Genomic DNA, 24,154 nt, shown 5'->3' with positions numbered 1-24,154 from the left:
CTCGGCATCGGTGTCGGGTGGAGCAGGTGTCGCGGCTTTCAAGGAAAGATCGGTCATCGCGCAGCCTCTCAACGGATCTCACGCACGCACTCTTGTCCGCAATGCTGATACCCGCTGTTGCGACCCACGAGTGCGTCTGGCGTCATTGCCACCACACAGCGTATTGGCTTTCACGCCGCACGGCCAAGACTTATTGTGGGGATGATCGATCTGCGATGTGGAAAGTGGGTGCGGGTGCGAAATGGAACCGAATGCAGGCTTGTTCTTTTGGCGAGTGACGTCCCGGGACAAAATCAGCCTGGTATTCAGCCTCCAGTGATGGTGCGAACACTACCCCTGCTACGCCGCTGTCCGTTCGCATGCCCTCCAACGGAGGGCTGGACCTGCTCGTTGTGCTTGCGCGAGTCTTTCCGTTGATGAGTGCAGCCCACCGCCTCGGTATTCAATACGTCGCCAGGAGGCGACCGGATCAGGTCGAGCGACTTATAGCGCCTGGCGAGGTCTCGAGGGCGACCTTCAAGATCACCACCGGACATTATGCAAGTTTAGGATGTAATTCGCCAGCCATCCGGATACAACGGCAGTGAGCGTGCACAATTGGAGTGTTTGATGCCGAGACTACCGAGCGCCGATTTCCTCCATCGACTGGCAGATATCGCCGATCGCGAAACCTTGCCACGCTTTCGCACCGCCCTTGCCATCGATTCCAAAACTGGAGAGGGCTACTTCGACCCGGTGACCGACGCTGACCGGCAGGCCGAGATTGCTATTCGAGCTGCGATCGAGGCCGAATATCCCGACCATGCCATTCTGGGCGAAGAACTCGGTCTAACCGGAAGCGGTTCCTGCCGCTGGGTCTTAGACCCCGTGGATGGGACGCGTCCCTTCATCTGCGGCCTTCCCGTCTGGGGCACACTGATCGGGCTCACCGTCAATGGTCGAGCCGAACAGGGAATGATGAGCCAGCCCTTCACGCGTGAGCGTTTCTGGGCCACCGCCGATGGAGCCTGGTACGAATATGCAGGCAAGCGCGAGCGACTGTCCACGCGAGACGTCGGCACGCTGTCGCGGGCCATCCTGCATACGAACTCGCCTGATCGCTATGATGGTGAGCTCAAGCAGGCCTTCGATCGCCTTGCCGCCTCAGTCCGGATGACTCGCTACGGCGGCGAATGCTACGCCACTGCGATGGTCGCTGCTGGTCGCATTGACCTCGCAGTCGAACCTTCGCTCCAATCCTACGATATCGTTGCGTTGATCCCCATCATCGAAAAGGCGGGCGGAGTGGTGACGCGCATCGATGGGGGAAGGGCTGAGGAGGGTGGTCCGGTCTTAGCTTCAGCAACTGCCGGTCTTCATGCAGCGGCCCTTCACCTCCTCAATTAACGGAGTTAGCCTGCGGGGTTGATGGACATCTCTGCCGCAGCGACAGATTTCCGCTTCTGGCCCGAAGGCGAAGTTGCGGCTCCGCTGGCGGAGGTCCGCTCATCGTAGTGAACCTGGCTAGATTTTCTCAACCTGAGTTCTTCGCATTTTGACCCGAAGCGGACCTGATGCTTTCAGTTTCCGAGGCCACCCGAGCAGCCATATCTGAGGTAATGGTTGTAGATCAGGCGACCTTTGATCCCTACTTCGCGCGGAGCCTCTGCAGCTGCTTCACGGCAAATTCGTCGCCTGGATGTAGTCTTAAGACGGTCTCATAGTCGCGATACGCACGATCAAGCTCACCCGCCAGTTCATAGTCCAGGCCTCGGTATCTGAGGGCTGTAGTCGAATTGGGGTCGAGTTCGACAGCCTTATCCAAGCTTTCGATCGCGGCCTTCTCATTCTTCAGTTTGAGATGAGCGGCTCCGACACCCACGCGAAGTCGATAAGTATCGTTTAGCGTGAGATGTCCGAGCGCCAACGCCTTGTCGTAATCCCCCAAAGCGGTTTGCGGTCGGTCGGAACGATTGTAGGCCTCGGCCCTTCCGAGCATGAATAGACCTGATGTCGGCGCAAGCTTTATCGCTTCGTCAAACCGTTTGATCGCTTCGTCGAATTTGCCCTGCTCCAGAAGCGCCAGCCCCTGACCGTTGGGGAAAGCCCCGTTATCCGGGAACAGCTTCGCCGCTGCGGTGTAGTCGGCTAGCGCAAGTTCGAAGTGACCTCTGTGGTGATAGAAAAAGCCGCGGTCCCGATAAGCGCGCGGGTCGGTAGAACCGACCATTTCGACGGCCGCGGTAAAATCAGCTTCGGCTTGATCCCATCTTTTTGCCAGCTGAGCAGTTACACCCCTCATCCGCAGCAGCTCCGCCCGGTCCTTGAGACTGAATTGCTGTTCGAGCCCTTTGGAGTAGATTTGAATGGCTCGGTCAAAATCCAGCTTGCTTACGGCAACGGCAGCAGCCGTCTGGTAAGTCTCGGCGTCAGACGCAATTGCCGTAGAACAGAAGGGCAAGAGCACGGACAGAAAAGCAATCCCGCTCAGGACCCGCCTTAGCTCTAAGCCCAATTTCATTTACTTCTCCGGGCTGAAAAACGCTTGCCGATGGTAACTCAATCGGTAGCAATGCCCATGGAACACTGCAACTTTAACGCGGATTTCGGTTAAACAATCGTCAAGCGAGTAGAGGCTATTGGCCCTTGCGAAGGTAGATTAGCGTGGGCTTCGCATGTAATTTGGGCCGTGGCTGAGGCTAACGGTAATGTCATTCGCGATTCAACATCAGAACTTTACCCATCTCCTGGGCCTATCGGTTGACGTACTAGAGCCAGGTTGGTGCGCATTGCAGCTGGTCCAGTGACGGAGTGGTCGGGAAGCATGCCGATAAACAAGATGCCGGATTTTCCCTCGTATATTGGCTATTTGCTTCTTTGGCTGGTTGCGGGTTTCGTCGTTTGGCTATTCATCATTGCGCTATTTGGGTCTGGACACTGGATCATTGGCGTTATCGTCATTCTCGCGACCATCGCTCTTTACTTCCGTCACGGAAGGGCAATCGCAAAGCGGCGGGAACGACGGCTGCGGTTTTCATACGGCGCCCACTATCGGCGATATTCTCTCCGAGAGCTTTTCGGCACACTGTTTCGACGTCGCAACGAGAGCTGATCCGGCGCAACTCAGACTTCCGCTTCTGGCCCAAACGCGAAGTCTCGGCGCGTCCCGGTTGGTCGCCTCATTGGAGTAGACCGGAAGCAGGCAACCGTCGCTCCGAAGAGAGCTCATGACCCCAAGCGGACATTCCGGCTCGAATTAGAAGCGCTTACGCTTCGGAGCTGACACACCATAGGTTCTTTCCCGCTGGTGTTAGCCTGTACTGCTTGGCGTTTACGCGGCGACCAAGAGCCTCAATGGGACTTGGAACAATGCCCAGGCGATCCGATTGGAAAGTGGTTCGTCAAGCTGGCTAGACCAGCAAGTTTCCTGGAAAGCCCCTTTATCAGGAGGGTTTCACAAATGGCTCACGAACCAAAATCATCAAAAGCGGGGGAACAGGCCGCTGAAGGTTTGCACGAAGCGGCTTCCGAAGACGAAGCGAAAAACGAGAGCAAGATAGGGCATGATCTGGCCAAGGGCGCTGATCGTTTCGAAGAGCGTTCTAAAAGCTCCGATGGAAAAAGCGCTGAAGAGAAACAACGAGGGTGAATGCAGGCAGCAACCCGTCGCGGCCTCCTAAGAACGCTTCCGCAATGACTCCGGGCAGGCGGCCTCTCCTTGTGAACCTACAAGTTCTCTCCTGCGACAGATGTCGCGAGGTCCCGGCTGGTCTCAAGTGCCGATCGTGGACGCTGGAGAGATTAGAATGAATTGGATGGGACCGGTCATCGGCGGGACGCTGTTTGTAGCTGGTTTGCTGACATCAGCGGGACCGGGGCTTGCGGCAGGGAGCAATCACGGTTTCGCAACGTTCTGGACGCAGTTCAAAGCTGCAGTCGGCAAGAGCGACCAGAAGGCCGTATCGGACATGATTAAATATCCTGTCCTCTACCAGGATCTGCGGCGAGCGGCGGAGTTTCCTGTGATCTGGAAGGGTGCTTTCAGACCTGCGCACCGGGCGTGTCTTGCCAAGCAGAAGCCTGTCAAGGACACATCTCCCAAGGGGGTGGTTACCTACTCTGCCTTTTGCGACTCGATCATCTACTCGTTCGCCAAGGATGAATCCGGCTGGAGATTGACGGACTTTGGCGTAGACGATTGATCGGCCTTGTAAGAACTGATTGCCAACTGGGCCGCTGTTGGCGCGGATTCTCGATAGCCGTCACAATATTTGCCTGCAGGAAAGGCACAAGCGGCATAGCAATCCGGTTGCACTAGGCCGACCGTCTCGTAGACCAGAGGATAGCGTTAGTCAGGATTTTCTGGCAGCGCGGGTCCTGCCAGACCGACGCCTCGTGGCCAAGCGCCGAATAGAATACTCGCCCCTCGCCGTAAAATCGTTTCCAGGCGAGCGGCCAACCATAGAAGCGTTGATGCACACCGGCCTTATTGAGGTCCACCGAACTTTGATCGAGGCGCAGGAGCACGCGTGATCGGCGATAGTCGAAGTCGCTGATCTGGTAGATTTCATCGTTCAACTGCAACGAATTCCCCAGAAACGCCACCAGTGGATCTGCAACATCAGCAACCTCGATGGTCACACCCTGATGCCAGGGATGACCGTTGAAGTAGCCGCCGATCAGATCGAGATAGTCTGGCCAAGTGTAGAATGTGTCCGTGGCCGAGTGAACGCCGAGAAAGCCACGGCCCGAACGCACAAAGTTGAGAAGTGCCATCTTCTGGGCGCCGCTCATCGGAATTTCACCGCTTGTGTAGAACATCACAGCGGCGTACCGCTCGAGGTTTCCGGTCGAAAATTCAGACAAGTCTTCGGTTGCGATGACCTCAAAGGCACCGGAATTCCTTCCAAGCTGCGTCAGGATTGCTTCGGAAAGTGGTATGACGTCGTGCCGATAGCCGGCCGAGTATGTGTAATAGAGGACACGTTCTGGCGGGCGCTCTGCACGCGCGCCGAGCGGTCGGACTGCCGCCGCGCTGCTGACGAGCGCGATGAACTCGCGTCGCGTCACAATCCTCTCCCGATGCTCAACCGGCCAGAGAAGCTTAGCACATATCGGCGCGCCGCGCGCCCTGCGGCGCCGCCCTACGCAGGGGACATCAAGCGGCGGCCAGCCGCTCAATGAGTACCCGGCCTAGATCCCAGCGCCCGGATCACCGGCCACGCCGCCAGTGCCGCAGCCAGATGCTTGAGCGTATGGCCGGAGACGATATGCCCCGTCGCTTCGAACACGGTCACGTCGCCGAGTTCGAACAGCTTGGCCAGCACATAGAAGACGATCACGCCGCCGAGCGGCACGCCAAGTGCGCCGGGCCGCGGGCGTGTGAACGCCAGGCCCATGGCCAGCGCCATGCCGCCGAACTGCACGACCACCCATGGCGTGAGATTCTCGCGTGCCACCCAGGCCGCCAGCAGGCCCGCGATCATCGTCAGCACCAGCACCGCCTCGCCTGCGCGCGTGCTGATCCGCTCGCTGGCCGCGATGCCCAGAAATCCTGCGAACGCGACCGCCATGCCGAGACGATCGGCGACGAGCCGTTGCGGCGCATCGGGGTCGAGATGATAGAAGCCCGAGCCGAGGCAAGTGAGGATCAACCCCACGAAGAACCAGCTCGCACCCACCGGCGCATCATTGCGGGCGCGCAGCCGCTCCGCCCCCCACACGCCCATCGCGAGAAAGGCGAGATTGCTCAGCACATCGCCGGCATTGGGCACACCGAGCCAGGTGCGGCTATCGACAAAATGCGGGATGTGCCAGGCGGCGGCGGGCATCGTGGGCGCCAGAAGCGCGGTGAGCGTCAGGACGAGGAGGGCACCGATAAGATATTTCTCGCCGGTTTGGAGTGGGGCGTACGAGAGTCGGCGAACGACTGGCGGGACCAGTGCATTGGCCGGTTGAGCTTGGTCGCGCGCGCGCAGCATGAACATCTCCAGATATGAACATCGTTCAATATTGGTAGCTTGAAAATGAACTATGTTCAATGAGAAAGGCCGTGAAGTTTACGCGACAATCAAGATATTGAAATTGCTTCATTTTCGGAACGTGAGCGGCTGCCACAGCCGTAGGGTGGGCAAAGCGAAGCTTGCCCACGATCCCGTCTGCGATCGACATTCCTGGGCACGGCCCTGCGCGCCTTTGCCCAGCCTACGAGACCGCGTTTGTGGCGCTAACCCGCCCCGATCTCCGCGACGATGCGGCCCGTCGTGACCTGATCGCCTTCGGCGACGTCGATCGCGCTAACCACGCCCGCGATGCCGGCCTTGTGGACGTGCTCCATCTTCATCGCTTCCAGCGTCAGCACCGGCTGGCCAGCGGTGACGCGGTCGCCGGGCTTGACCAGGACGGCGACCACGCGGCCGTTCATGGCGGCGCGGACCTTGCCGTCACCGCCATTGCTTGCGGCGGCCTGCGGTGCGGCCAGCGTGAGATCATTCACCGCGAGCGGGATGCCGCGATGCTGCAGATAGAGCCGTTCGCCATCCCGCAGGAATTTTGCGCCGTCCATCACGCCGGCGTGGCGGAAGCGGACGGCGTCGGGATCGAGCTGGTCGATCTCGAACTTCTCCTGGCGGCCGTCAGCAATGACCGTGTAGCTGCCGTCGCGTTCGCGCGTGATGTCGAGCTCGTGCGCGTGGCCGGCGATCTCGATTTTCGCCGGCAGTGGAAAGGTGGCGGCGAGGCTCCGGCCACCTTGCCACGATGGCGCGCGCGGATTGGTGACGTAGAGCAGCAGGCCTGCCAGCGCGGTATCGAACGCGGCATCCGCCCGCGGCGCCAACAGCTCGTCGCGATGGGCGCCGATGAAAGCCGTCGTCGCCTCACCCTTGGCAAAGCCGGGATGACGCAGGCACGACAACAGGAACGCCTGATTGGTCGTCACGCCGAACGCGGTGAGCTGCTCGAGGCCAACGATCAGCCGTCCCCTCGCCTCCTCGCGATTGGCGCCATGGCTGATCAGCTTGGCGATCATGGAATCGTAGAATGGCGGAATCTCCGAGCCCGGTTGCAACGCGTGCTCGACGCGGATGCCGTCGGGCACTTGCCAGCGTGCCATGCGGCCGGACTGCGGCATGAAATCCTGCGCGGCATCTTCGGAGCAGAGCCGCACCTCGATGGCGTGGCCGGAGTACTTGATGTCCTGCTGCTTGATCTGCAGCGGCTCGCCGCGCGCGATACGCAATTGCAGCTCGACGAGATCGAGCCCGGTGATCGCCTCTGTCACGGGATGCTCGACCTGCAGCCGCGTATTCATCTCCATGAAGTAGAATGCGCCACTGGCATCGAGCAGGAATTCGAGCGTGCCGGCGCCTTCGTAGCGGAGCGCCTTGACGGCGGCGACCGCGACCTCGCCCATTTTCGCGCGCAGCTCAGGCGTAACGGCAGGCGACGGCGCCTCCTCGATCAGCTTCTGATGCCGCCGCTGCACCGAGCAATCACGCTCGCCGAGATGGATGGCGTTGCCGTGGCTGTCGCCGAACACCTGGATCTCGATGTGGCGCGGGTTCTCGATGGCGCGTTCGAGGATGACGGTTGCATCGCCGAACGCGGCCTTCGCTTCCGAGCGAGCGCTGCGCAGCGCATCGGTGAAGGACGCCGCTTCAGTGACGAGCCGCATGCCGCGGCCACCGCCCCCTGCGACCGCCTTGATCATCACGGGGAAGCCGATCTTCCTGGCTTCCGCGAGCATGACCTCGTCGCCTTGCTCAGCGCCCTGGTAGCCGGGCACGATGGGCACGCCGGCTTTCTTCATGATCTCCTTGGCGCCGGCCTTGTTGCCCATCGCCTCGATCGCTTGCGGCGACGGGCCGATGAAGACGAGGCCGGCATCCTTGCAGGCGCGGGCAAACGCCTCGTTCTCGGCAAGAAAGCCATAGCCGGGATGAACGGCATCCGCGCCGCTCGCCTTCGCCGCTTCTATGATCGCGGGAATGTCGAGATAGGACTGCGCCGGCAAGGCTTCGCCGATGCGCACGGCCTGATCCGCCTGCTTCACATGGAGCGCATCGCGATCCGCATCCGAATAGACCGCGACGACACCGAGGCCGAGACGCCGCGCGCTGCGCATCACGCGCAGCGCGATCTCGCCGCGGTTGGCGACCAGAACCTTGAAGAACGGCCAATGCTGCACTGATCCGTTCCTCATGGGCGGGCCACCGAAAACTGCATGCGCTGGGGCGTGCGCGCATCGCCCTCGCGGCAGATCGCGAGCACCTCCGATAGCACCGCGCGGGTGTCGCGCGGATCGATCACGCCGTCGTCGAGCACGCGGGCGCTGGTCGAGAACACGTCCATCTGGCCGTCGAACACACCGATGATCTCAGCCTTCATGGCGTCCAGCCTGTCCTTCTCGATCGGCTTGCCGCGGCGCGCCGCGGCGGCCTCGGTCACGATCGCCATGGTCTCGGCGGCCTGCTCGCCGCCCATCACCGCGGTCTTGGCGTTGGGCCAGGAGAAGCAGAAGCGCGGATGGAAGCCGCGGCCGCACATGCCGTAATTGCCGGCGCCGAACGAGGCGCCGCAATAGATGGTGATCTGCGGCACGGTCGCCGACGTCACCGCCTGGATCATCTTGGAGCCGTGCTTGATCATGCCGGCCTCTTCATAGGCCTTGCCGACCATGTAGCCGGTGGTGTTGTTGAGATAGAGGATCGGCGTGCGGGTCTGGCAGCAGGCCTGGATGAAGTGCGTCGCCTTGTTGGCCCCGGCCGGATCGAGCGGGCCGTTATTGGTGATGATGCCGATGGCCTGTCCCTCGATGCGGGCATGGCCGCAGACGGTGGCCGGGCCGTAACTCGGTGCCATCTCGGTGAAATCGGAATCGTCGACAATGCGCGCGATCACCTGCTTCATGTCGACCGGGCGCTTGTGGTCCATCGGCATGATGCCGAGCAGCTCGTCCTGGTCGTAGCGCGGCGGTTTGAACTGCACTGAGGCTTTGCCCGGCCGCTCCCATTGCAGCGCCGCCATGATCTCGCGGGCGATGCGAAGAGCGTCGCGATCGTCTTCGGCGAGGTAATCGCCGAGGCCGGAGATTTGCGTATGCATCTCGGCGCCGCCGAGCTCCTCTTCGGTCGCGATCTCACCGGTCGCGGCTTTCAGCAGCGGGGGCCCGGCGAGGAAGGCGCGGGTGCGGCCGCGGACCATGACGATGTAGTCGGAGAGCCCAGTCTGATAGGCGCCGCCGGCGGTGGAGGAACCGTGCGTGACGGTGACGACCGGCAGCCCCGCAGCGGAGAGCCGCGCGAGATTACGAAAGATATTGCCGCCGCGAACGAAATCCTCAACGCGGTAACGCAGCAGATTGGCGCCGGCGCTTTCGACCAGCTGCACATAAGGCAGCTTGTTCTCCAGCGCGAGCTCCTGCACCCGCAAGGTCTTGTCGAGGCCGTAAGGCTGCAGCGCGCCGGCGTCGATGCCGGAATCGCTGGCGCTGACCATGCAGCGGATGCCAGAGACGAAGCCGATGCCGGCGATGACGCCGCCGCCCGGCACGCTCTTGTTCGCATCCGGCACGTCGAACATGTAGCCGGCGAGCGTCGACAGCTCGATGAAGGGCGCCCCGGGGTCCAGCACCAGCGCGACGCGCTCGCGCGGCAGCAGCTGGCCGCGCTTGTGGAAGCGATCCTTGGCCGCGGCGGATGCGGCGCGCGTGCGTTCTTCGAGCGCGCGCATGCGGTCGATCAGGCCGAGCATGCCGTCGCGGTTGGCCTGATAGGCGGCGCTGCCGGGAGAGATGGTGTTTTCGATGGTGGACATGACTTGATCCTGCTCGTCATTGCGAGGAGCGAAGCGACGAAGCAATCCAGACTGCATCCGCGGAGAGATTCTGGATTGCTTCGCTTCGCTCGCAATGACGGGTGAGGCGATACCTTACCTGTTCGTCCCAAAGATCTTCCGCGCCTCGGCGGGGCTCGCGATCTCGCGGCCGGCGCGCCTTGCGCAGGCGGCGATGGCCTCGATCAGCTGGCCGTTCGACGTCACCTTCTTGCCGTCGGCGAGATAGAAGGTGTCCTCGAGCCCGGTGCGGAGATGGCCGCCGAGCTCGGCGCAGCGCTGGTGCAGCGGCCAGATCTCCTCGCGGCCGATGGCGGTGACCTGGAAATGCGCTTCGGGCCGCTTCAGCTTGATCAGGATCGGCAGCAGTTCGGGATCTGCGGGCATGCCGGAGGCGACGCCCATGACGAAATTGTATTCGAGCGGGCCCTTGTACATGCCGACCTGGTGGTACATGCCGACGCAGCGGACGATGCCGACGTCGAAGCATTCGAACTCGGGGATGGTGCCGACCGCGTTCATGACGTCGAGATAGTCCTTCACCTTGTCGACCGAATTGTCGAACATCATCGGCGGCCAGGCCCAGCTGTTGTCAGCCTTCACCTTCAGGTAGTTCAGCGAGCCGGCGTTGCAGGCGGCGATCTCGGGCCTAGTCTCGCGGATGCAGTCGAGCGCGCCGGAATAGTTCGGCCCCGACACGCCGGAGGTGTGGTTGATGATCACGCCCGGGCAGGCTTCGCGGATCGCCTGCTGGATCTCCTTGCTGACCGCGACCTCCCAGGACGGCAGATGTCCCTTGCCCGGCGCCTGCTGGCGCAGATGGATGTGCATGATGGACGCGCCGGCCTCGAACGCAGCCCTGGCCTCGCGCGCCATCTGCTCGGGCGTCACGGGCACGTTGTGCTGCTTGGGGTCGGTGAGCACGCCGTTCAGCGCGCAGGTGATGACGGCCTTGTCGCTCATGCGTTCAATGTCTCGCACGTTGAGAATTCAACGGTTGCGATCATGTGACGCGCGACATGCGGCTTCTTGCGCGGAGAAGCTGGGAAAAGACGAGCTTTCGTAGGGTGGGCAAAGGCGCCCTTACGCCGTGCCCACCACTGTCGGTGTTTGGCAAAGATGGTGGGCACGCTACGCTTTGCCCACCCTACGAGAGCGTGCCTAGCTCGCCTCCGCCATCCGCACGGTCTCGTTGCTGCGATAGATCGCAAGATCCCGCGAGCCGACGAAGATCGCGCGCGGCTTCAAGCCGTAGAAGCGCCGGATCGAGTGGCTGAAATGCGTGGAATCGGGATAGCCGATGTCCTGCGCCAGATGGGCGAGGTTGAGGTCCTGGTTGGCGAAGTGCAGCAGGTGCCGCGCGCGCTTCCAGGCGCGGAAGGAGCGGAACGAGATGCCGGTCTCCTCCTTGAACAGATGCAGGAAGCGCGAGGCCGAAAGGCCGGCTTCGGCGGCGCAGGTATCCGCTGTGACAGGCTCGCCGGAGAAGCGCTCGATGCGGGCCACCGCACGCATCACGCGCGGATCCAGCACGCGGCGCGGCAGCGCCTCGCCGAAGCACATCTCGTCGAACTCGGCCGTGGTGATGTCGCCATAGCGGCGCTGACGCAAAAGTGCGTAGGCGGCGAGGATCTTGCGGACATAGGCGGCCTGGTCGGGTCCGGTGAGGCGCGCGGCCAAGGCTTCGATCACGCCATCCGGCATGCTTTCCGGCTCCAGCGTCACGCTGATCACGGTGCGGTAGTCGCTGGCGATGGAGTGCCGCTGGTTCGGCAGGGTGACGAACAACTCGCCGGTGGTGAGAACGTCGTCGATCGTCAGGTGCAGATTGCCTTTCACCGCGACATAGACATGGCAGCAGCCGGGTGTCCGTTTGCGGGGACGGCCGAGCAGGCCTGCATAAAACACCCGCTCCGGCGTGATCAGCATCAGGTGGTCGGATTCGCGACCGTTATATTCCATTGGGTTCCTCCTCGCGCGGCTCTCTGGCCGCTGCGGACGGAGGTCACCTTAGCGGAAATTTGGGCGCTGTCACGGTAGGATAGCGCTGTCAAAAGACATGTCGCGTCGTGGACGCGCAATAGCGCGAACCGGGAATCTCGAGGTTCCGGGTCGGGCTTCCGCGCCCCGGAATGACAGCCCTCCTTACGCCCTCACCCTCGGCGCGACATTCTGCTCTTGCCCGGCCTTTCGCTCCGCAGCAACCGCGCGCTTGAAACCCTCGCGCTGCTGCAGGCGCGCCCAATAGGCCGCGACGTTTGGCCCGAAATCCTTGGCAAGCCCGATATTGCTTGCGAGCCGAAGCGCGTAGCCGATGACAATGTCAGCGGCGGTGAAGCGGCCAGCGCACAATGTTTCGGCATTCGCGGTCGCTGCCTCGACCGCGCGCAGTCTCCCCAGAAACCATTTCGCGTAATCGGTGGCGACCTGCGGGTTGCGGCGCTCCTCCGGCTCAAGCTGGGTGTATCTCAGCACCAGCGTTTGCGGGAAGGTTAACGTGGCGTCGCTGAAGTACATCCAGTTCAGGAACATGCCGTAGGCGGGATCTTCAGGGCCGACCATCAAGGGCGTCGGGCCGTATGTGATGCCGAGGTAGTGGCAGATGCCGGAGGACTCCGTCATCCTGGTCTCGCCGTCGATCATGAAGGGGATGGTGCCGAGCGGATTGAGCGCGAGATAATCCTTGGCGAAGACGCGCGGCGGGAACGGCAGCATCTTCAATTCATAGGGCAGCCCCATCTCCTCCAGCATCCAGAGCGGACGGAACGAGCGCGCGGCGTCGCAATGATAGAGCGTGATCATCAGGCGTTTCCTTTGCTGCCGGGCAGCGTGCCCATCATCTTGCACAGGACCATCAGCATGACCTCGTCGGCGCCGCCGCCGATCGAGGTCAGGCGGCTGTCGCGATAGGCGCGGCTGACCGGTGTCTCGTTGGTAAAGCCCATTCCGCCCCAATATTGCAAGCAGGCGTCGGTGAGCTCGCGGCCGAGCCGGCCGGCCTTCAGCTTGGCCATGGTCGCGAGCCGCGTCACATCCTCGCCGGCGACCAGCTGCTCGCCGGCGCGATAGATCAGCGCGCGCAGGAGCTCGACCTCCGTCTGCATCTCCGCGAGCTTGAAGTGCACGACCTGGTTGTCGAGGATGGACTTGCCGAAGGCTTTGCGGTTGCGGGTGTATTCGATGGTCTGGTCGATGATGTATTCGTGCGCCTTCAGACAGGCGGCCGCGCCCCACAAGCGCTCCTCCTGGAACTGGATCATCTGGTAGGTAAAACCCTGGCCCTCCTCACCGATCCGGTTGCGCTTGGGCACACGGACATTGTCGAAGAAGATCTGCGCGGTGTCGGAGGAGCGCATGCCCATCTTGTCGAGCTTTCGCGCGACGGTGACGCCCTTGCTCTTCATGGGAACGCAGATCAGCGACTTGTTGCGGTGAACGGGGCCGTCGCCGGTGTTGGCGAGCAGGCAGATCCAATCGGCCTGAGTGCCGTTTGTGATCCACATCTTGCCGCCATTGATGACGTAATCGTCGCCGTCGGAACGCGCCTGGGTCTTGATCGAGGCGACGTCCGAGCCTGCGCCGGGCTCAGAGACGCCGATGCAGGCGACGTAGTCACCGGAGATCGAGGGGGTGAGGAATTCGCGCCGCACCTCGTCGGAGCCGAACCGCGCCAGCGCGGGCGTTGCCATGTCGGTCTGCACCCCGATCGCCATCGGCACGCCGCCGCAGGTGATGGCGCCCAGCTCCTCCGCCATCATCAACGCGTAGGAATAGTCGAGGCCCGAGCCGCCGAACTCCACCGGCTTGTTCAGGCCGAGGAAGCCGAGGCTGCCCATTTTCTTGAATAGCTCGTGCGCGGGGAAGATGTCGGCCTTCTCCCACTCATCGACGTGCGGATTGATCTCGCCCGCGATGAATTTTTGCAGGGAGCGGCGGATGTCGTCGTGGTCGGCGGTGAATAGCATTCTGTCCTCTCGTCATTCCGGGGCGCGCGTAGCGCGAGCCCGGAATCCATTCTTCTACGGTACGTGCGGCCCGATGGATTCCGGGTTCGTGCGCGTTGCGCACGCCCCGGAATGACCGGGCTCACAACCCCATCTGCCGCGACGCCAGATCCTTCATGATCTCCTCGGTGCCGCCGCCGATGGCGTTGACCTTGACCTCGCGGTAGATGCGCTCGGCCTTGATGCCGCGCATGAAGCCGGCGCCGCCGAAGATCTGCACCGCTTCCGAGGCGCAGAACGCCATGGTCTGCGTCGCCTGGTTCTTCATCATGCAGATTTCGGCGACCGGGCTCTCGCCCTGCTCGAGCCTCCAGGCCAGCATCTCCAGCATGGCTTGCGATGCCGCGACCTTCTGCGCCATGTCGACGATCTTGTGGCGGATGACCTGGTGCTGTGCGAGCGGCTTGCCGAAGGTCTGGCGCTCCCTGGCGTAGGCGATCGCCTCGTCGAGGCAGACGCGGGCAAAAGCGGTGCAGCTCGCGGCCATGCCCATGCGCTCGCTGTTGAAGTTCTGCATGATGATCTTGAAGCCCTGGCCCTCCTCGCCGATCAGGTTCTCGGCTGGCACGCGGCATGCGTCGAAATGCAGCGTCGCGGTGTCGGAGGCCCACCAGCCCATCTTCTTCAGCTTGGTGCGCGACAGTCCGGGCGTATCGCCGTCGATCAGGAGCAGGCTGACGCCGCCGGCGCCCTCGCCGCCGGTCCGCACCGCAACCGTCAGGTAATCGGCACGCATCCCTGACGTGATGAAGGTCTTCTCCCCGCTCACGAAGTAATGATCGCCGTCGCGCCGCGCGCGGGTGCGCAGGTTCGCGACATCCGAGCCGCCGCCCGGCTCGGTGATCGCCAGTGCGGAGATCTTCTCGCCGGCCAGCACCTGTGGCAGCACGCGTGCCTTCACCTCGGCCCGTGCGGCCCGCGCGATCGGGGGAGAGCCGATAGTGTGGCTCATCAGACTGGCGCTGACGCCGCCCGCGCCGGCACGCGCAAGCTCCTGGCTCGCGACGATCTTCATGAACTGGTCGGCGGCGATGCCGCCATATTCCTCCGGGAATCCAAGTCCCAGCAGGCCGATTCCAGCCGCCTTGCGATAGAGCTCGCGCGGGAATTCGCCGGCTTCGTCCCAGTCATGGGCGAACGGCGCGATCTCCTTCTCGACGAAGCGCCGCATCACGTCGCGGAACGCGTCATGCTCGGCGGTATAGAACGGGCTCTTCATCGCGAGACTTGCCTCGACCGGATTCGTCTCGGCCACCATGGCTCGAACCTCGGCCGCTCACTTGCGCGGAGTGGCTGATCGGCGCGGACGCTTCGAGCAAGCCAGCAACGCACCCCCCAGCGGATTGCTGTCACAACGTCAGAAACAGCGCAAACGGCTCTTCCACCGTGCGGCGCAAGTGCTGTCGGTACAGGACATGGTTGGGATCCTCGGGCGCGACCCGGCCCAAGGAAGGTTTTGGGATATTCCGGAGCGGCACATAGGCGATCGGCGCCGCGATCGGCGTGAGCTGCGAGCCGGGTCCTGCGCGCAGCGTCGAGATGATGCCGTACATCTCGCCTGATACCGTCGGCCGCGACACCGTGATCACGCGGTGCTGGCCGTGCTTGATGATGACGAGGTAGATGAAGCCGGACTGATGGGGGACGGCGACCTCGCCGGTATGCTCGTAGGCGGCATCGGTCCGCTCGCCCTCGCGAAAGACCAGCGACGAGATCTTCGGCTCCCAGGCGATCTCGGTGCGATAGGCGAAGATCGCGTCCTTGTCGCCGAACGACGGCCGCAGGGTGATGTAGACGTCCTCGAGCCAGGTCACCGCGCGGTGGGCATAGGAGCCGAGGCTGTCGGGCGCGACGTCGTTTGCGGCCGGCGGCGTCGACACGACGACACTTTTGCGCAAGGAGACGCCGAGCGCCTGCTCCAGCCGGACCGTCGTCGCCAGCGTGAACGGCCGCCGACCACCGAGCACCTTCTCCAGCGTCGAAAGGCTGAGCTTGGCCTGCTCGGCCAGCGCCTGCCGCGACATCCGGCGCCGGGCGAGCTCCTCGCGAATGGTCTCGGCGATCTCGCGGCTCTGCTCGTCGGAAAGCTGCTTGTCGGTGAGTTTGTCCTGCGTCTGCATCGTCAGCCCCGCTCCAGGCCGTCACTCTAGCAGGGCGGACAAACCAGCACAAAACCGCACATGACCGCCCCGGCTCAAGCGAGCCTGGGCCGGCCGCGGCGGAACATTGCCGATCATTCTGCTCGCGAAAGGCCGCCCCGCGGGCGGATGCTGAGGACCAGCAAACCTGCTTCGGAGCAAGCCAAATGAACGCCTACGACACGGCCGATAGCGACGACCACCCGCTGTTGAGCCGCCTCATCAAGGTCGGACTGTTCCTTCTGGCGCAAGGCATCGCCGTGATGCTGGTCGCCTTCCTGGCCCTGCTGGTGAGTTTCGGGGCGAGCTGGTCGGCAACGACCGAACAGGCCAGCCTGCTCCAGCCCGGCGAAGCACGGTCGGGCAGCCTGCTGCTGAAGGAGGACGGCGCCACCCTCGAGGCGATCCGCCTCGGGACCGATATCGACATCACCGTGTCGGGCGCGACCTTGCGCGCCCGCGTCACGCAAGCATTCCGCAACCCGACCAAGGATTGGGTCGAGGCCACCTACGTCTATCCGCTCGCAGCCGGCGGCGCCGTCGACACGCTGAAGATGGTGGTCGGCGATCGCGTCATCATCGGCGACATCAAGGAACGCCAGCAGGCGCGCGTGATCTACGAGGAGGCGCGCCGCGCCGGCCAGAAGGCCGCGCTCACCGAGCAGGAGCGGCCGAACATCTTCACCAACTCGGTTGCCAATATCGGTCCCGGCGAAACCGTGCTGGTGCAGATCGAGTACCAGGAGCCGGTGCGTCAAGTCGGCAACGAATATTCGTTGCGCCTGCCGCTCGTGGTCGGGCCGCGCTACAATCCCGCACCAATCATCCAGAGCGTCGAATTCCGCAAGGATGGCTCGGGCTGGGGCGCGGCGACGTCGGACCCGGTGCCTGATCGCGAGCGCATCTCACCCCCTGTGCTGGATCCCGCCAAACATGCGCCGGTCAATCCGACCAGCATCACGGTGCGCCTGCAGGCCGGCTTTGCGCTCGGCGAGGTCACGAGCCACCATCACAACGTCAAGACGGAAAGTCCTGATAACATGACGCGCGTGGTGACGCTCGCCGATGGAGCCGTTTCCGCCGACCGTGATTTCGAGCTGACCTGGAAGCCGGTTGCCGAGAACGCACCGTCGGTCGGCCTGTTCCGCGAGCACATTGGCGATGCCGATTACCTGCTCGCCTTCGTCACCCCGCCGAGCGCCGAGCAGGCGGCGCAGAAGCTGCTGCCGCGCGAGGTCGTGTTCGTGATCGACAATTCCGGCTCGATGGGCGGCACGTCCATCGTGCAGGCCAAGGCAAGCCTGCTCTACGCTCTCGGCCGCCTGCAGCCGAATGACCGCTTCAACGTGATCCGTTTCGACGACACCATGGACATGCTGTTTCCGGCCTCCGTACCGGCCGATGCAACGCATATCGGCGAGGCGACCTTCTTCGTCGGCGCCTTGCAGGCGCGCGGCGGCACCGAGATGGTGCCGGCGATGCGCGCGGCGCTGACCGACAGGCTCGGCGACACCGGCATGGTCCGCCAGGTCGTGTTCCTGACCGACGGCGCGATCGGCAACGAGCAGCAATTGTTCGATGCGATCACGACGATGCGCGGCCGTTCGCGCGTCTTCATGGTCGGCATCGGGTCCGCGCCCAACACCTATCTGATGACCCGCGCCGCCGAGCTCGGCCGCGGCGCCTTCACCCATATCGGCTCCACCGAGCAGGTGGAGGAGCGCATGCGCGGCCTGTTCGCCAGGCTGGAGAATCCGGCCGTGACCGGCCTCACCGCAACGTTCTCCGAAGCGCAGGCCGACATCACCCCGGCGATCATTCCCGACGTCTATCGCGACGAGCCCCTGGTGCTGGCGGCGAGGCTCGACAAGCTCGCAGGCTCGCTCGATATCAAGGGCCGCGTCGGCGACCGTCCGTGGTCGGTGACGCTGCCGCTGCAGAACGCAGCCGAAGGCAAGGGCTTGTCGAAGCTCTGGGCCAGGCGGAAGATCGCCGATGCGGAGGTCGCGCGCACCCTGCGCGAGATGACGCCGGAGGAAGCTGACAAGGCGATCCTGGCGCTGGCGCTCGACCATCAGATCGTCACGCGGCTGACCAGCCTCGTCGCGGTCGACAAGACGCCAAGCCGTCCCGAAGGCGAACCGCTCAAGCTCAGCGAGCTGCCGATTAACCTGCCCGCGGGCTGGGACTTCGAGAAGGTATTCGGCGAGCGGCCGCATCTGACGCCAACGCAGCTGCACGAGCGCCATGCCGATGCGCGCAATCAGCCGGCGACGCGACGGCCGATGCCTGCTGCGCCCGACGCGATCCGCCTGCCCAAAACCGCGACCTCGGCCGAGCTGAAGATGATCGCAGGCTTCATCCTGATCGTGCTTGCCCTGATCCTGTTCGTGTTCAACCGGCGTCGGACCTTGCTCACCGACGCCGCTTGAGAGAGGAGCCCCCCGAACTCCTCTGTTAGCGCGCGCGGCTGCCCGTCCCTTCCAAACGGCCGCGCGCGCCTTTTTTCTCACCGTCATTGCGAGCGCAGCGAAGCAATCCAGGCTGCCTCTGCTGAAAGACTCTCTGGATTGCTTCGCTTCGCTCGCAATGACGAGTGTGGATAAAATGCCCCGCGTCATCTCTCCGCTGATCCTGGCGCTGATCGGCCTCGTCCTGTTCGGCGACGGCGCCTATATCCACGCCAAGGCGTGGCTGGCGCAGGTGCTGCTGGAGCGCGCTTTCGACACGAGTGTGGCGACGGGCGTCGCGGTAAAGCCCTGGTCATGGGCCGACACCTGGCCGGTCGCGCGGATCGAGGTGAAGCGGATCGGTGCCAGCGCCATCGTGCTGGAAGGCGCGAGCGGGCAGGCGCTCGCTTTCGGGCCCGGCCATATCCAGCACACGGCTGATGCGGGCGAACGCGGGATTGCCGTCTATGCCGCCCATCGCGACACTCATTTCCGCTTCCTGAAGGATGTTGCCATTGGCGACGTCATCGATGTCACGCGCAGTGACGGTCGACACTTTCGCTATCGCGCGGATTCCTCGGCCGTGGTTCGCTTCGATGCATCCGGCATCGATCCCATGGCACAGGGTTTCGAGCTTGTTCTCGCGACCTGCTGGCCATTCGATGCAGTCACATCCGGACCCGAGCGCTACATCTTGCATGCGACATTGATTGGCGCCGACGGATAGATCGCCGATCGGACTGACACGCACCGGTGCGCGCTTCATTCCACCACACGGCATACCAGCCACACAGTTGCCAAAGGACTCGCCATAGAACAGAGTGACGCGACACCAATAAGAACAACAGGTGAGGTCACGCCATGGAAGCCCATGTGTCTGCTGCGTCCGCGTCCCGTCCATGGTTTCCGCCACCCGATGCCAGCGACATCGTCAAGGGCATCCATGCCATGCTGCACCCGCATAACGTCGTGCTGGTGGGCGCGACCGACAAGCCCGGCAACTATGCCGAGCGCATCTGGAACAATCTGATCAAGTACGGTTTCGAAGGCGGGCTCTATCCGGTCAACGCCAAGCGGGACACCATCTGGGGCGTTCCCTGCTACAAGGATTTTGCGAGCCTTCCGGAGAAGCCCGATCACGTCCTGGTGCTGGTGCCTGCGCGCTTTGCCGTGCAGGTGATCCGCGATGCCGCCGCAGCCGGCGCGCGTTCGGCCACCATCGTCACCTCCGGCTTCAGCGAGCTGCAGGATGACGAAAGCCAGAAGCTCGCTGCCGAACTGCAGGCGGCCGTGCGCGAGACGGGGCTCGCCGTCACCGGCCCGAACTGCCTCGGCAATTTGAGCGCCGGCGAAAAGCTCTTCACCAATATCGACGATCGCATCGTCACTATGGAACAGGGCGCGGTGGCGATCGCCGGCCAATCCGGTGCCATCGTCATGGCGATCCGCCAGACGCTGGAAGACCGGGGCGTCGGTGTCGGCTACATGGTGACCACGGGCAACGAGGCCGGGCTCGAAACGCCGGATCTGATGCGCTATTTCGCCGAGGATCCGAGCATCAAGGTGATCGTCGTCTATCTCGAAGGGGTGCGCAACACCAAGGCGTTCCGCGATGCCTGCAAGGCGGCGCGCGCGGCGAGCAAGCCGGTGATCGCGCTCAAGCTCGGCGCCTCCGAAGGCGGCCGCGCCGCGGCGATGGCGCATACCGGCGCGCTCGCCGGCTCGATCGAGACGTTCGACGCTATCGCGACGCGCGAAGGTGTGATCCGGGTCGGCGGCCTCGACGAGCTGATCGAGACCACCGAGTGCTTCGTGCACGCGGCCGTTCCGAAAGGCGACCGGCTCGCCGCGGTGACGCTCTCCGGTGGCAAGCGCGGCATGCTGATCGACGCCTTCTACGCTGCAGGCCTGAACTTCGCGCCGCTGAGCCCGCATGTCAGCGCGGAGCTGGCGAAGATGCTCGGCCCCGGCTCGATCGTCGGCAATCCGCTCGATGCCGGCTTTGCCGCGGTGGTCGATCCCTCCGTCTACATGAAATCGATCAAGCTGATGATCGACGACCCCGATATCGACATCGTCATCGTCGATGCCGAACTGCCGAAGGCGCCGCACGAGCTGCGCGAGCGCAATTTGCGTATCGTCAACGAGATGGCGAGCAAGGCGGGCAAGCCGGTGATCTACATCAGCGCGATGTCGATCGGCTTCACCGAGTACACCAAGGATTTGCGGAAGTCGCTGCCGCATCTCGCGGTGATGCAGGGCATGGACCGCGCGGTGACCGCAATCAAGTCGCTGCTCGCCTATGCGAAGCTGCGCAAGGAGGTGCCCGATATCGTCTCGAGCTCGAAACCCGCCGCGCGCGCCGTGCTGGAGAAGACGTTGACATCGGCGACCGGCGCCGCGCTCGACGAGGTCGCCTCGAAGAAGCTGCTCAAGGCCTACGGCATCCCGATCTCGAAGGAGGCGATCGCACAGACCGCGGCAGACGCCGTCAAGATTGCCAAGCAGATCGGCTTTCCGGTCGTGGCAAAGCTCGTCAGTGCGGAGATCCTGCACAAGTCCGACATCGGCGGCGTGGTGCTGAACCTCAACAGCGCCGCCGAGGTGAAGAAGGCGTTCGCCGACATCACCGCGCGGGTGGCGAAGCTCAAGGGCAAGCCGAAGCTCGACGGCATCCTGATCGCACAGCAAGTCAAGACCGGGCTCGAGCTGGTGGTCGGCGCCTCGCTCGATGCGGAGATGGGGCCCGTCGTGCTGTTCGGCACCGGCGGCATCGACATCGAACTGATGAAGGACGTCGCGCTCGCCGGCGCGCCGCTGGACGAGGCCGAGGCACAGCTCCTGATCGGCCGCACCAAGGCCGGCATCAAGATGCGCGGCTATCGCGGCAGGCCGGCCTTGCACGAGGCCTCGGCGGTGAAGGCCCTGGTCGGGCTATCCAACCTGATTGCGGATGCGGGCGATCGTATCGCCTCGATCGACATCAACCCGTTCCTGATCAACACCAGGACTGGCGTGGCCGTCGATGCCCTGATTGTGCTGAACAATGCAGCCGCAAGGCGGGCGGCAGGACATTGAGAAGTGTAGGGTCGATTAGCGTAATCCACCAAATTACATGGCTGCGGAGCGAAAGCGGCGGGTTACGCTTCGCTAACCCGCCCTACGTAGCATCGCGGGCTCCTTCCAACTTCCCCGCTTTGGCCCTAAACTCAGCCTGCATGGCACGCGCGAGCAATCTTGTGATCGGAACGGCAACGCTGGCGGCGATCGCCGTGGCGTTCGGGGGCCTGCTCGGCGCGCAGAAATGGCGCACCATCCAGAGCCGCAGCCAGTTGCGCGTGGTGTTCGAGGGCGGCTCCGCCAGCGGGCTGCGCCGCGGCGGGCCGGTCAATTTCGACGGGGTGCCCGCCGGCCAGATCCAGTCGATCAAGCTGGAGAGTCCGCGCAGGATCGTGGCGCTCGTCATGCTCGACAACACCGCGCCGATCCGCAAGGACACCGTGGCCGGAATCGAGTTCCAGGGCCTCACCGGCATTGCCGCGATCTCGCTGATCGGCGGCGCCCCCTCTGCACCGCCGGTGCCGCTGGACGCGGATGGGATTCCCGTGCTGACCGCCGATCTCAGCGACGCCGAAACCATCGTCGAAACCTTGCACAGCGTCGACCGCACCATCGTGAACAACGCCCCAGGGATCAAGGAGGGCCTGCACACGTTCGAGACCTATACCGCCGACCTCAGGAGCAAGGGCGCCGAGATCGATTCGGTCATGGCCAAGGTCGATAGCGCCTTTGCGGGCTTCGACAAGGCGGTCGCCAAGATCGAGGGCGCGGTGCCGGGCTTCGTCGATGGCAAGGCCGACGAGCTGTTCGAGAAGATCCAGGGACTGCACGAGCTTGCCGGCACCATGAAGAAGAAGTCGGCGTCCTACCTCGAAGACATTCGCCGCTCGCTGCTCGACGTCAGCGAGGCCGCCAACAAAATGAGCGGCACGCCGGCGCCGCCGCGGCCCCCGCGCCGGCCCACGGAGCAGAAGCGGTAGCGCTCTTTCTTACCCTCCCCTGGAGGGGGAGGGTCGGCTCGCAGCGCTATAGCGATGCGAGACGGGGTGGGGTGACGGTCTCTCCATCTCGCACACTGCCGGTGCTGAGAGATCACCCCACCCCGCTCGCGCTGCGCGCGATCGACCCTCCCCCTCCAGGGAGGGTAAGGCGGTATCCGCAACAGCTCAGTAATTGCTGGCTGCCGATCCATTTGGAATGCCATCGATCGGACATTCATCAGTGCCCGGCGTCGAGCGGGTCATTGCCTCGACCATGTCGCGCGTGCCTTCGGGATCCCTAATCCAGTTCTTGTAGAAATCATACGGGCACGCGGCGACGCCGCGCGGGCTGTCGCCGGAATTGATCATGCCGGTGTAGCCGCGATGAACGAGCTTGTAGAGATGGTTCTGCGACTGGCCGTTGCGGCGCGCGTCGCGGATCAGATGCTTCGACAGCTGGGCGTACTGGATGCCGTAATCCTCCTCGCCGCATTCGCCGAGCGTGCGTCCGTCGAAGCCGATGATCGCGGAGTGACCGAAATAAGAATAGACGCCGTCGAAGCCGGCGGCATTGGCGACCGCGACATAGACGTTGTTGGCCCAGGCCATGGCCTTTGAGATCATGACCTGCTGCTCCTTGGCCGGATACATGTAGCCCTGGCAGCGCACGATCAACTCCGCGCCCTTCATGGCGCAGTCGCGCCAGATCTCCGGATAATTGCCGTCGTCGCAGATGATCAGGCTGACCTTGAGGCCTTTCGGCCCCTCGGAGACATAGGTGCAATTGCCGGGGTACCAGCCTTCGATCGGCACCCAGGGCATGATCTTGCGATACTTCTGCACGATCTCGCCCTTGTCGTTCATGAGGATCAGGGTGTTGTAGGGCGCCTTGTGCGGATGCTCCTCGTGGCGTTCGCCGGTGAGCGAGAACACGCCCCACACTTTGGCCTTGCGGCAGGCTTCCGCGAAGATCGCGGTCTCCTCGCCCGGCACCATCGAGGCCGTCTCGTACATCTCCTTGGCATCGTACATGATGCCTTGTGTGGAATATTCCGGGAAGATCACGAGATCCATGCCGGGCAGCCCGACCTTCATGCCGACGATCATGTCGGCGATCTTGCGGGCGTTGTCGAGCACCTCGGCCTTGGTGTGCAGGCGGGGCATCTTGTAATTGACCACCGCGACGCCGACCGTGTCGTTGCTGCTGGAGATGTCACCGTGAAGCATGTCGAGCGCTCCTGTTGTCTGATGCTGGCGTGGGTTAGTGGCTGATCATCCAGGGGCGTGCGGTCGGAAAGCCCTTGGCGCCGCTCCTGGTCTTGGTCATCAGCCGCGCCGGCTTCTTCCTGTCCGCCAAACCCTTGTCCTTCACGGTCTTGCCCGAGGAGCAGCAGCCGCAGCCCGGGCCATGGGAAGCCTTATATTGCGCCAGCGTCTGCGGCGCGTGCGTGCTGCGCTCGTTGACGGCGTGCGCCTTGCGCTTCTCCGCCGGCATGCAGAAGAAGTTCGGCGCCGTCAGGATGACGCGGGGCGCCATCGTCTCGCAGTGCGGGCAGCTCTGCGGATCGTCGCATTCCGCCATCGGGCGCAGGTCCTTGAAGGGACCGCAATCGTCACAGAGATATTCGTAGACCGGCATCGCATCACCTACGCTCTTGCCTGTTCACACAACGCGCTGCCTCCGGGCGTCCGGGACAGCCCCTCACCCC

Annotated in this window: 20 protein-coding genes; 7 read left to right on the top strand and 13 right to left on the bottom strand. The window is 63.5% G+C overall.

From position 1 onward, the window contains the following. Window positions 1–609 precede the first annotated feature (609 nt). Window positions 610–1,386, top strand: a complete 777-nt coding sequence (hisN, locus tag ACM43_RS18060) for a histidinol-phosphatase (RefSeq protein WP_271541815.1) — start codon at window positions 610–612, stop codon at window positions 1,384–1,386. A gap of 241 nt (window positions 1,387–1,627) precedes the next feature. Here hisN and ACM43_RS18055 read toward each other — a convergent pair whose 3' ends face one another. After that, window positions 1,628–2,500: a tetratricopeptide repeat protein gene (locus tag ACM43_RS18055; RefSeq protein WP_271541813.1), complete on the bottom strand. Its 873-nt coding sequence runs from the start codon at window positions 2,498–2,500 to the stop codon at window positions 1,628–1,630. Between the two features lie 939 nt (window positions 2,501–3,439). Between ACM43_RS18055 and ACM43_RS18050 the strand changes: the two genes are divergently transcribed. Next, complete coding sequence (locus ACM43_RS18050) at window positions 3,440–3,628, top strand: hypothetical protein (RefSeq protein WP_260375729.1); 189 nt, start codon at window positions 3,440–3,442, stop codon at window positions 3,626–3,628. Between the two features lie 157 nt (window positions 3,629–3,785). Then, window positions 3,786–4,181 carry a hypothetical protein gene (locus tag ACM43_RS18045; protein ID WP_271541810.1) on the top strand — a complete coding sequence of 132 codons (396 nt, stop codon included), beginning with the start codon at window positions 3,786–3,788 and terminating at the stop codon, window positions 4,179–4,181. 112 nt (window positions 4,182–4,293) lie between these two features. Here the strand turns inward: ACM43_RS18045 and ACM43_RS18040 are convergent, their stop codons facing one another. The 10 genes from ACM43_RS18040 to ACM43_RS17995 all read right to left on the bottom strand — a co-directional run bounded on the left by ACM43_RS18040 (window position 4,294) and on the right by ACM43_RS17995 (window position 15,937). Then, window positions 4,294–5,049, bottom strand: coding sequence for a ThuA domain-containing protein (locus ACM43_RS18040; protein WP_271541808.1), 756 nt, complete (start codon window positions 5,047–5,049; stop codon window positions 4,294–4,296). A gap of 107 nt (window positions 5,050–5,156) precedes the next feature. Continuing rightward, window positions 5,157–5,960: a hypothetical protein gene (locus tag ACM43_RS18035; protein ID WP_271541806.1), complete on the bottom strand. Its 804-nt coding sequence runs from the start codon at window positions 5,958–5,960 to the stop codon at window positions 5,157–5,159. Window positions 5,961–6,205: 245 nt separating this feature from the next. Then, complete coding sequence (locus ACM43_RS18030; protein ID WP_271541804.1) at window positions 6,206–8,182, bottom strand: acetyl-CoA carboxylase biotin carboxylase subunit; 1,977 nt, start codon at window positions 8,180–8,182, stop codon at window positions 6,206–6,208. Continuing rightward, window positions 8,179–9,795 (bottom strand): acyl-CoA carboxylase subunit beta, encoded by a 1,617-nt coding sequence (locus ACM43_RS18025; RefSeq protein WP_271541802.1) that lies wholly within the window; start codon window positions 9,793–9,795, stop codon window positions 8,179–8,181. Before ACM43_RS18025 ends, ACM43_RS18030 begins: the two co-directional genes overlap by 4 nt. Before the next feature lie 114 nt (window positions 9,796–9,909). Then, entirely contained in the window at window positions 9,910–10,776 is an 867-nt protein-coding gene (locus ACM43_RS18020; protein ID WP_271541800.1) for a 3-keto-5-aminohexanoate cleavage protein, read from the bottom strand. A gap of 198 nt (window positions 10,777–10,974) precedes the next feature. Beyond that, window positions 10,975–11,775 carry a helix-turn-helix domain-containing protein gene (locus ACM43_RS18015; RefSeq protein ID WP_271541798.1) on the bottom strand — a complete coding sequence of 267 codons (801 nt, stop codon included), beginning with the start codon at window positions 11,773–11,775 and terminating at the stop codon, window positions 10,975–10,977. Between the two features lie 183 nt (window positions 11,776–11,958). Beyond that, window positions 11,959–12,615, bottom strand: a complete 657-nt coding sequence (locus ACM43_RS18010; RefSeq protein ID WP_271541796.1) for a glutathione S-transferase family protein — start codon at window positions 12,613–12,615, stop codon at window positions 11,959–11,961. Further along, entirely contained in the window at window positions 12,615–13,778 is a 1,164-nt protein-coding gene (locus ACM43_RS18005; protein ID WP_271541794.1) for an acyl-CoA dehydrogenase family protein, read from the bottom strand. The genes ACM43_RS18010 and ACM43_RS18005 overlap by 1 nt, the downstream gene beginning before the upstream one ends. Before the next feature lie 121 nt (window positions 13,779–13,899). Continuing rightward, entirely contained in the window at window positions 13,900–15,036 is a 1,137-nt protein-coding gene (locus ACM43_RS18000; RefSeq protein ID WP_271541851.1) for an acyl-CoA dehydrogenase family protein, read from the bottom strand. Window positions 15,037–15,166: 130 nt separating this feature from the next. Further along, window positions 15,167–15,937, bottom strand: a complete 771-nt coding sequence (locus tag ACM43_RS17995) for a helix-turn-helix domain-containing protein (protein ID WP_271541792.1) — start codon at window positions 15,935–15,937, stop codon at window positions 15,167–15,169. A 185-nt stretch (window positions 15,938–16,122) separates the two neighbouring features. Here ACM43_RS17995 and ACM43_RS17990 point away from each other — a divergent pair, with 185 nt between their 5' ends. The 4 genes from ACM43_RS17990 (at window position 16,123) to ACM43_RS17975 (ending at window position 22,445) form a co-directional block, all read left to right on the top strand. Continuing rightward, the gene (locus ACM43_RS17990; protein WP_271541790.1) at window positions 16,123–18,387 is read left to right on the top strand and encodes a marine proteobacterial sortase target protein; all 2,265 of its coding nucleotides are present in this window, start codon (window positions 16,123–16,125) and stop codon (window positions 18,385–18,387) included. A 175-nt stretch (window positions 18,388–18,562) separates the two neighbouring features. Beyond that, entirely contained in the window at window positions 18,563–19,132 is a 570-nt protein-coding gene (locus ACM43_RS17985; protein ID WP_271541788.1) for a class GN sortase, read from the top strand. Between the two features lie 134 nt (window positions 19,133–19,266). After that, on the top strand, window positions 19,267–21,483 hold the full coding sequence (locus ACM43_RS17980; RefSeq protein ID WP_271541786.1) for an acetate--CoA ligase family protein: 2,217 nt from the start codon (window positions 19,267–19,269) through the stop codon (window positions 21,481–21,483). A 140-nt stretch (window positions 21,484–21,623) separates the two neighbouring features. Further along, window positions 21,624–22,445, top strand: a complete 822-nt coding sequence (locus tag ACM43_RS17975; protein WP_271541784.1) for an MlaD family protein — start codon at window positions 21,624–21,626, stop codon at window positions 22,443–22,445. Between the two features lie 186 nt (window positions 22,446–22,631). Here ACM43_RS17975 and ACM43_RS17970 read toward each other — a convergent pair whose 3' ends face one another. Beyond that, on the bottom strand, window positions 22,632–23,672 hold the full coding sequence (locus ACM43_RS17970) for an aliphatic amidase (RefSeq protein WP_271541782.1): 1,041 nt from the start codon (window positions 23,670–23,672) through the stop codon (window positions 22,632–22,634). 34 nt (window positions 23,673–23,706) lie between these two features. Beyond that, window positions 23,707–24,084, bottom strand: a complete 378-nt coding sequence (locus tag ACM43_RS17965; protein WP_157285380.1) for an FmdB family zinc ribbon protein — start codon at window positions 24,082–24,084, stop codon at window positions 23,707–23,709. Between the last annotated feature and the right edge of the window lie 70 nt (window positions 24,085–24,154).

The organism is Bradyrhizobium sp. CCBAU 45321, assembly GCF_028128975.1.
GTDB classification, from domain to species: domain Bacteria; phylum Pseudomonadota; class Alphaproteobacteria; order Rhizobiales; family Xanthobacteraceae; genus Bradyrhizobium; species Bradyrhizobium yuanmingense.
Note: the sequence above shows the minus strand (reverse complement) of the source record. Positions and strands in the feature narration are given on the sequence as shown.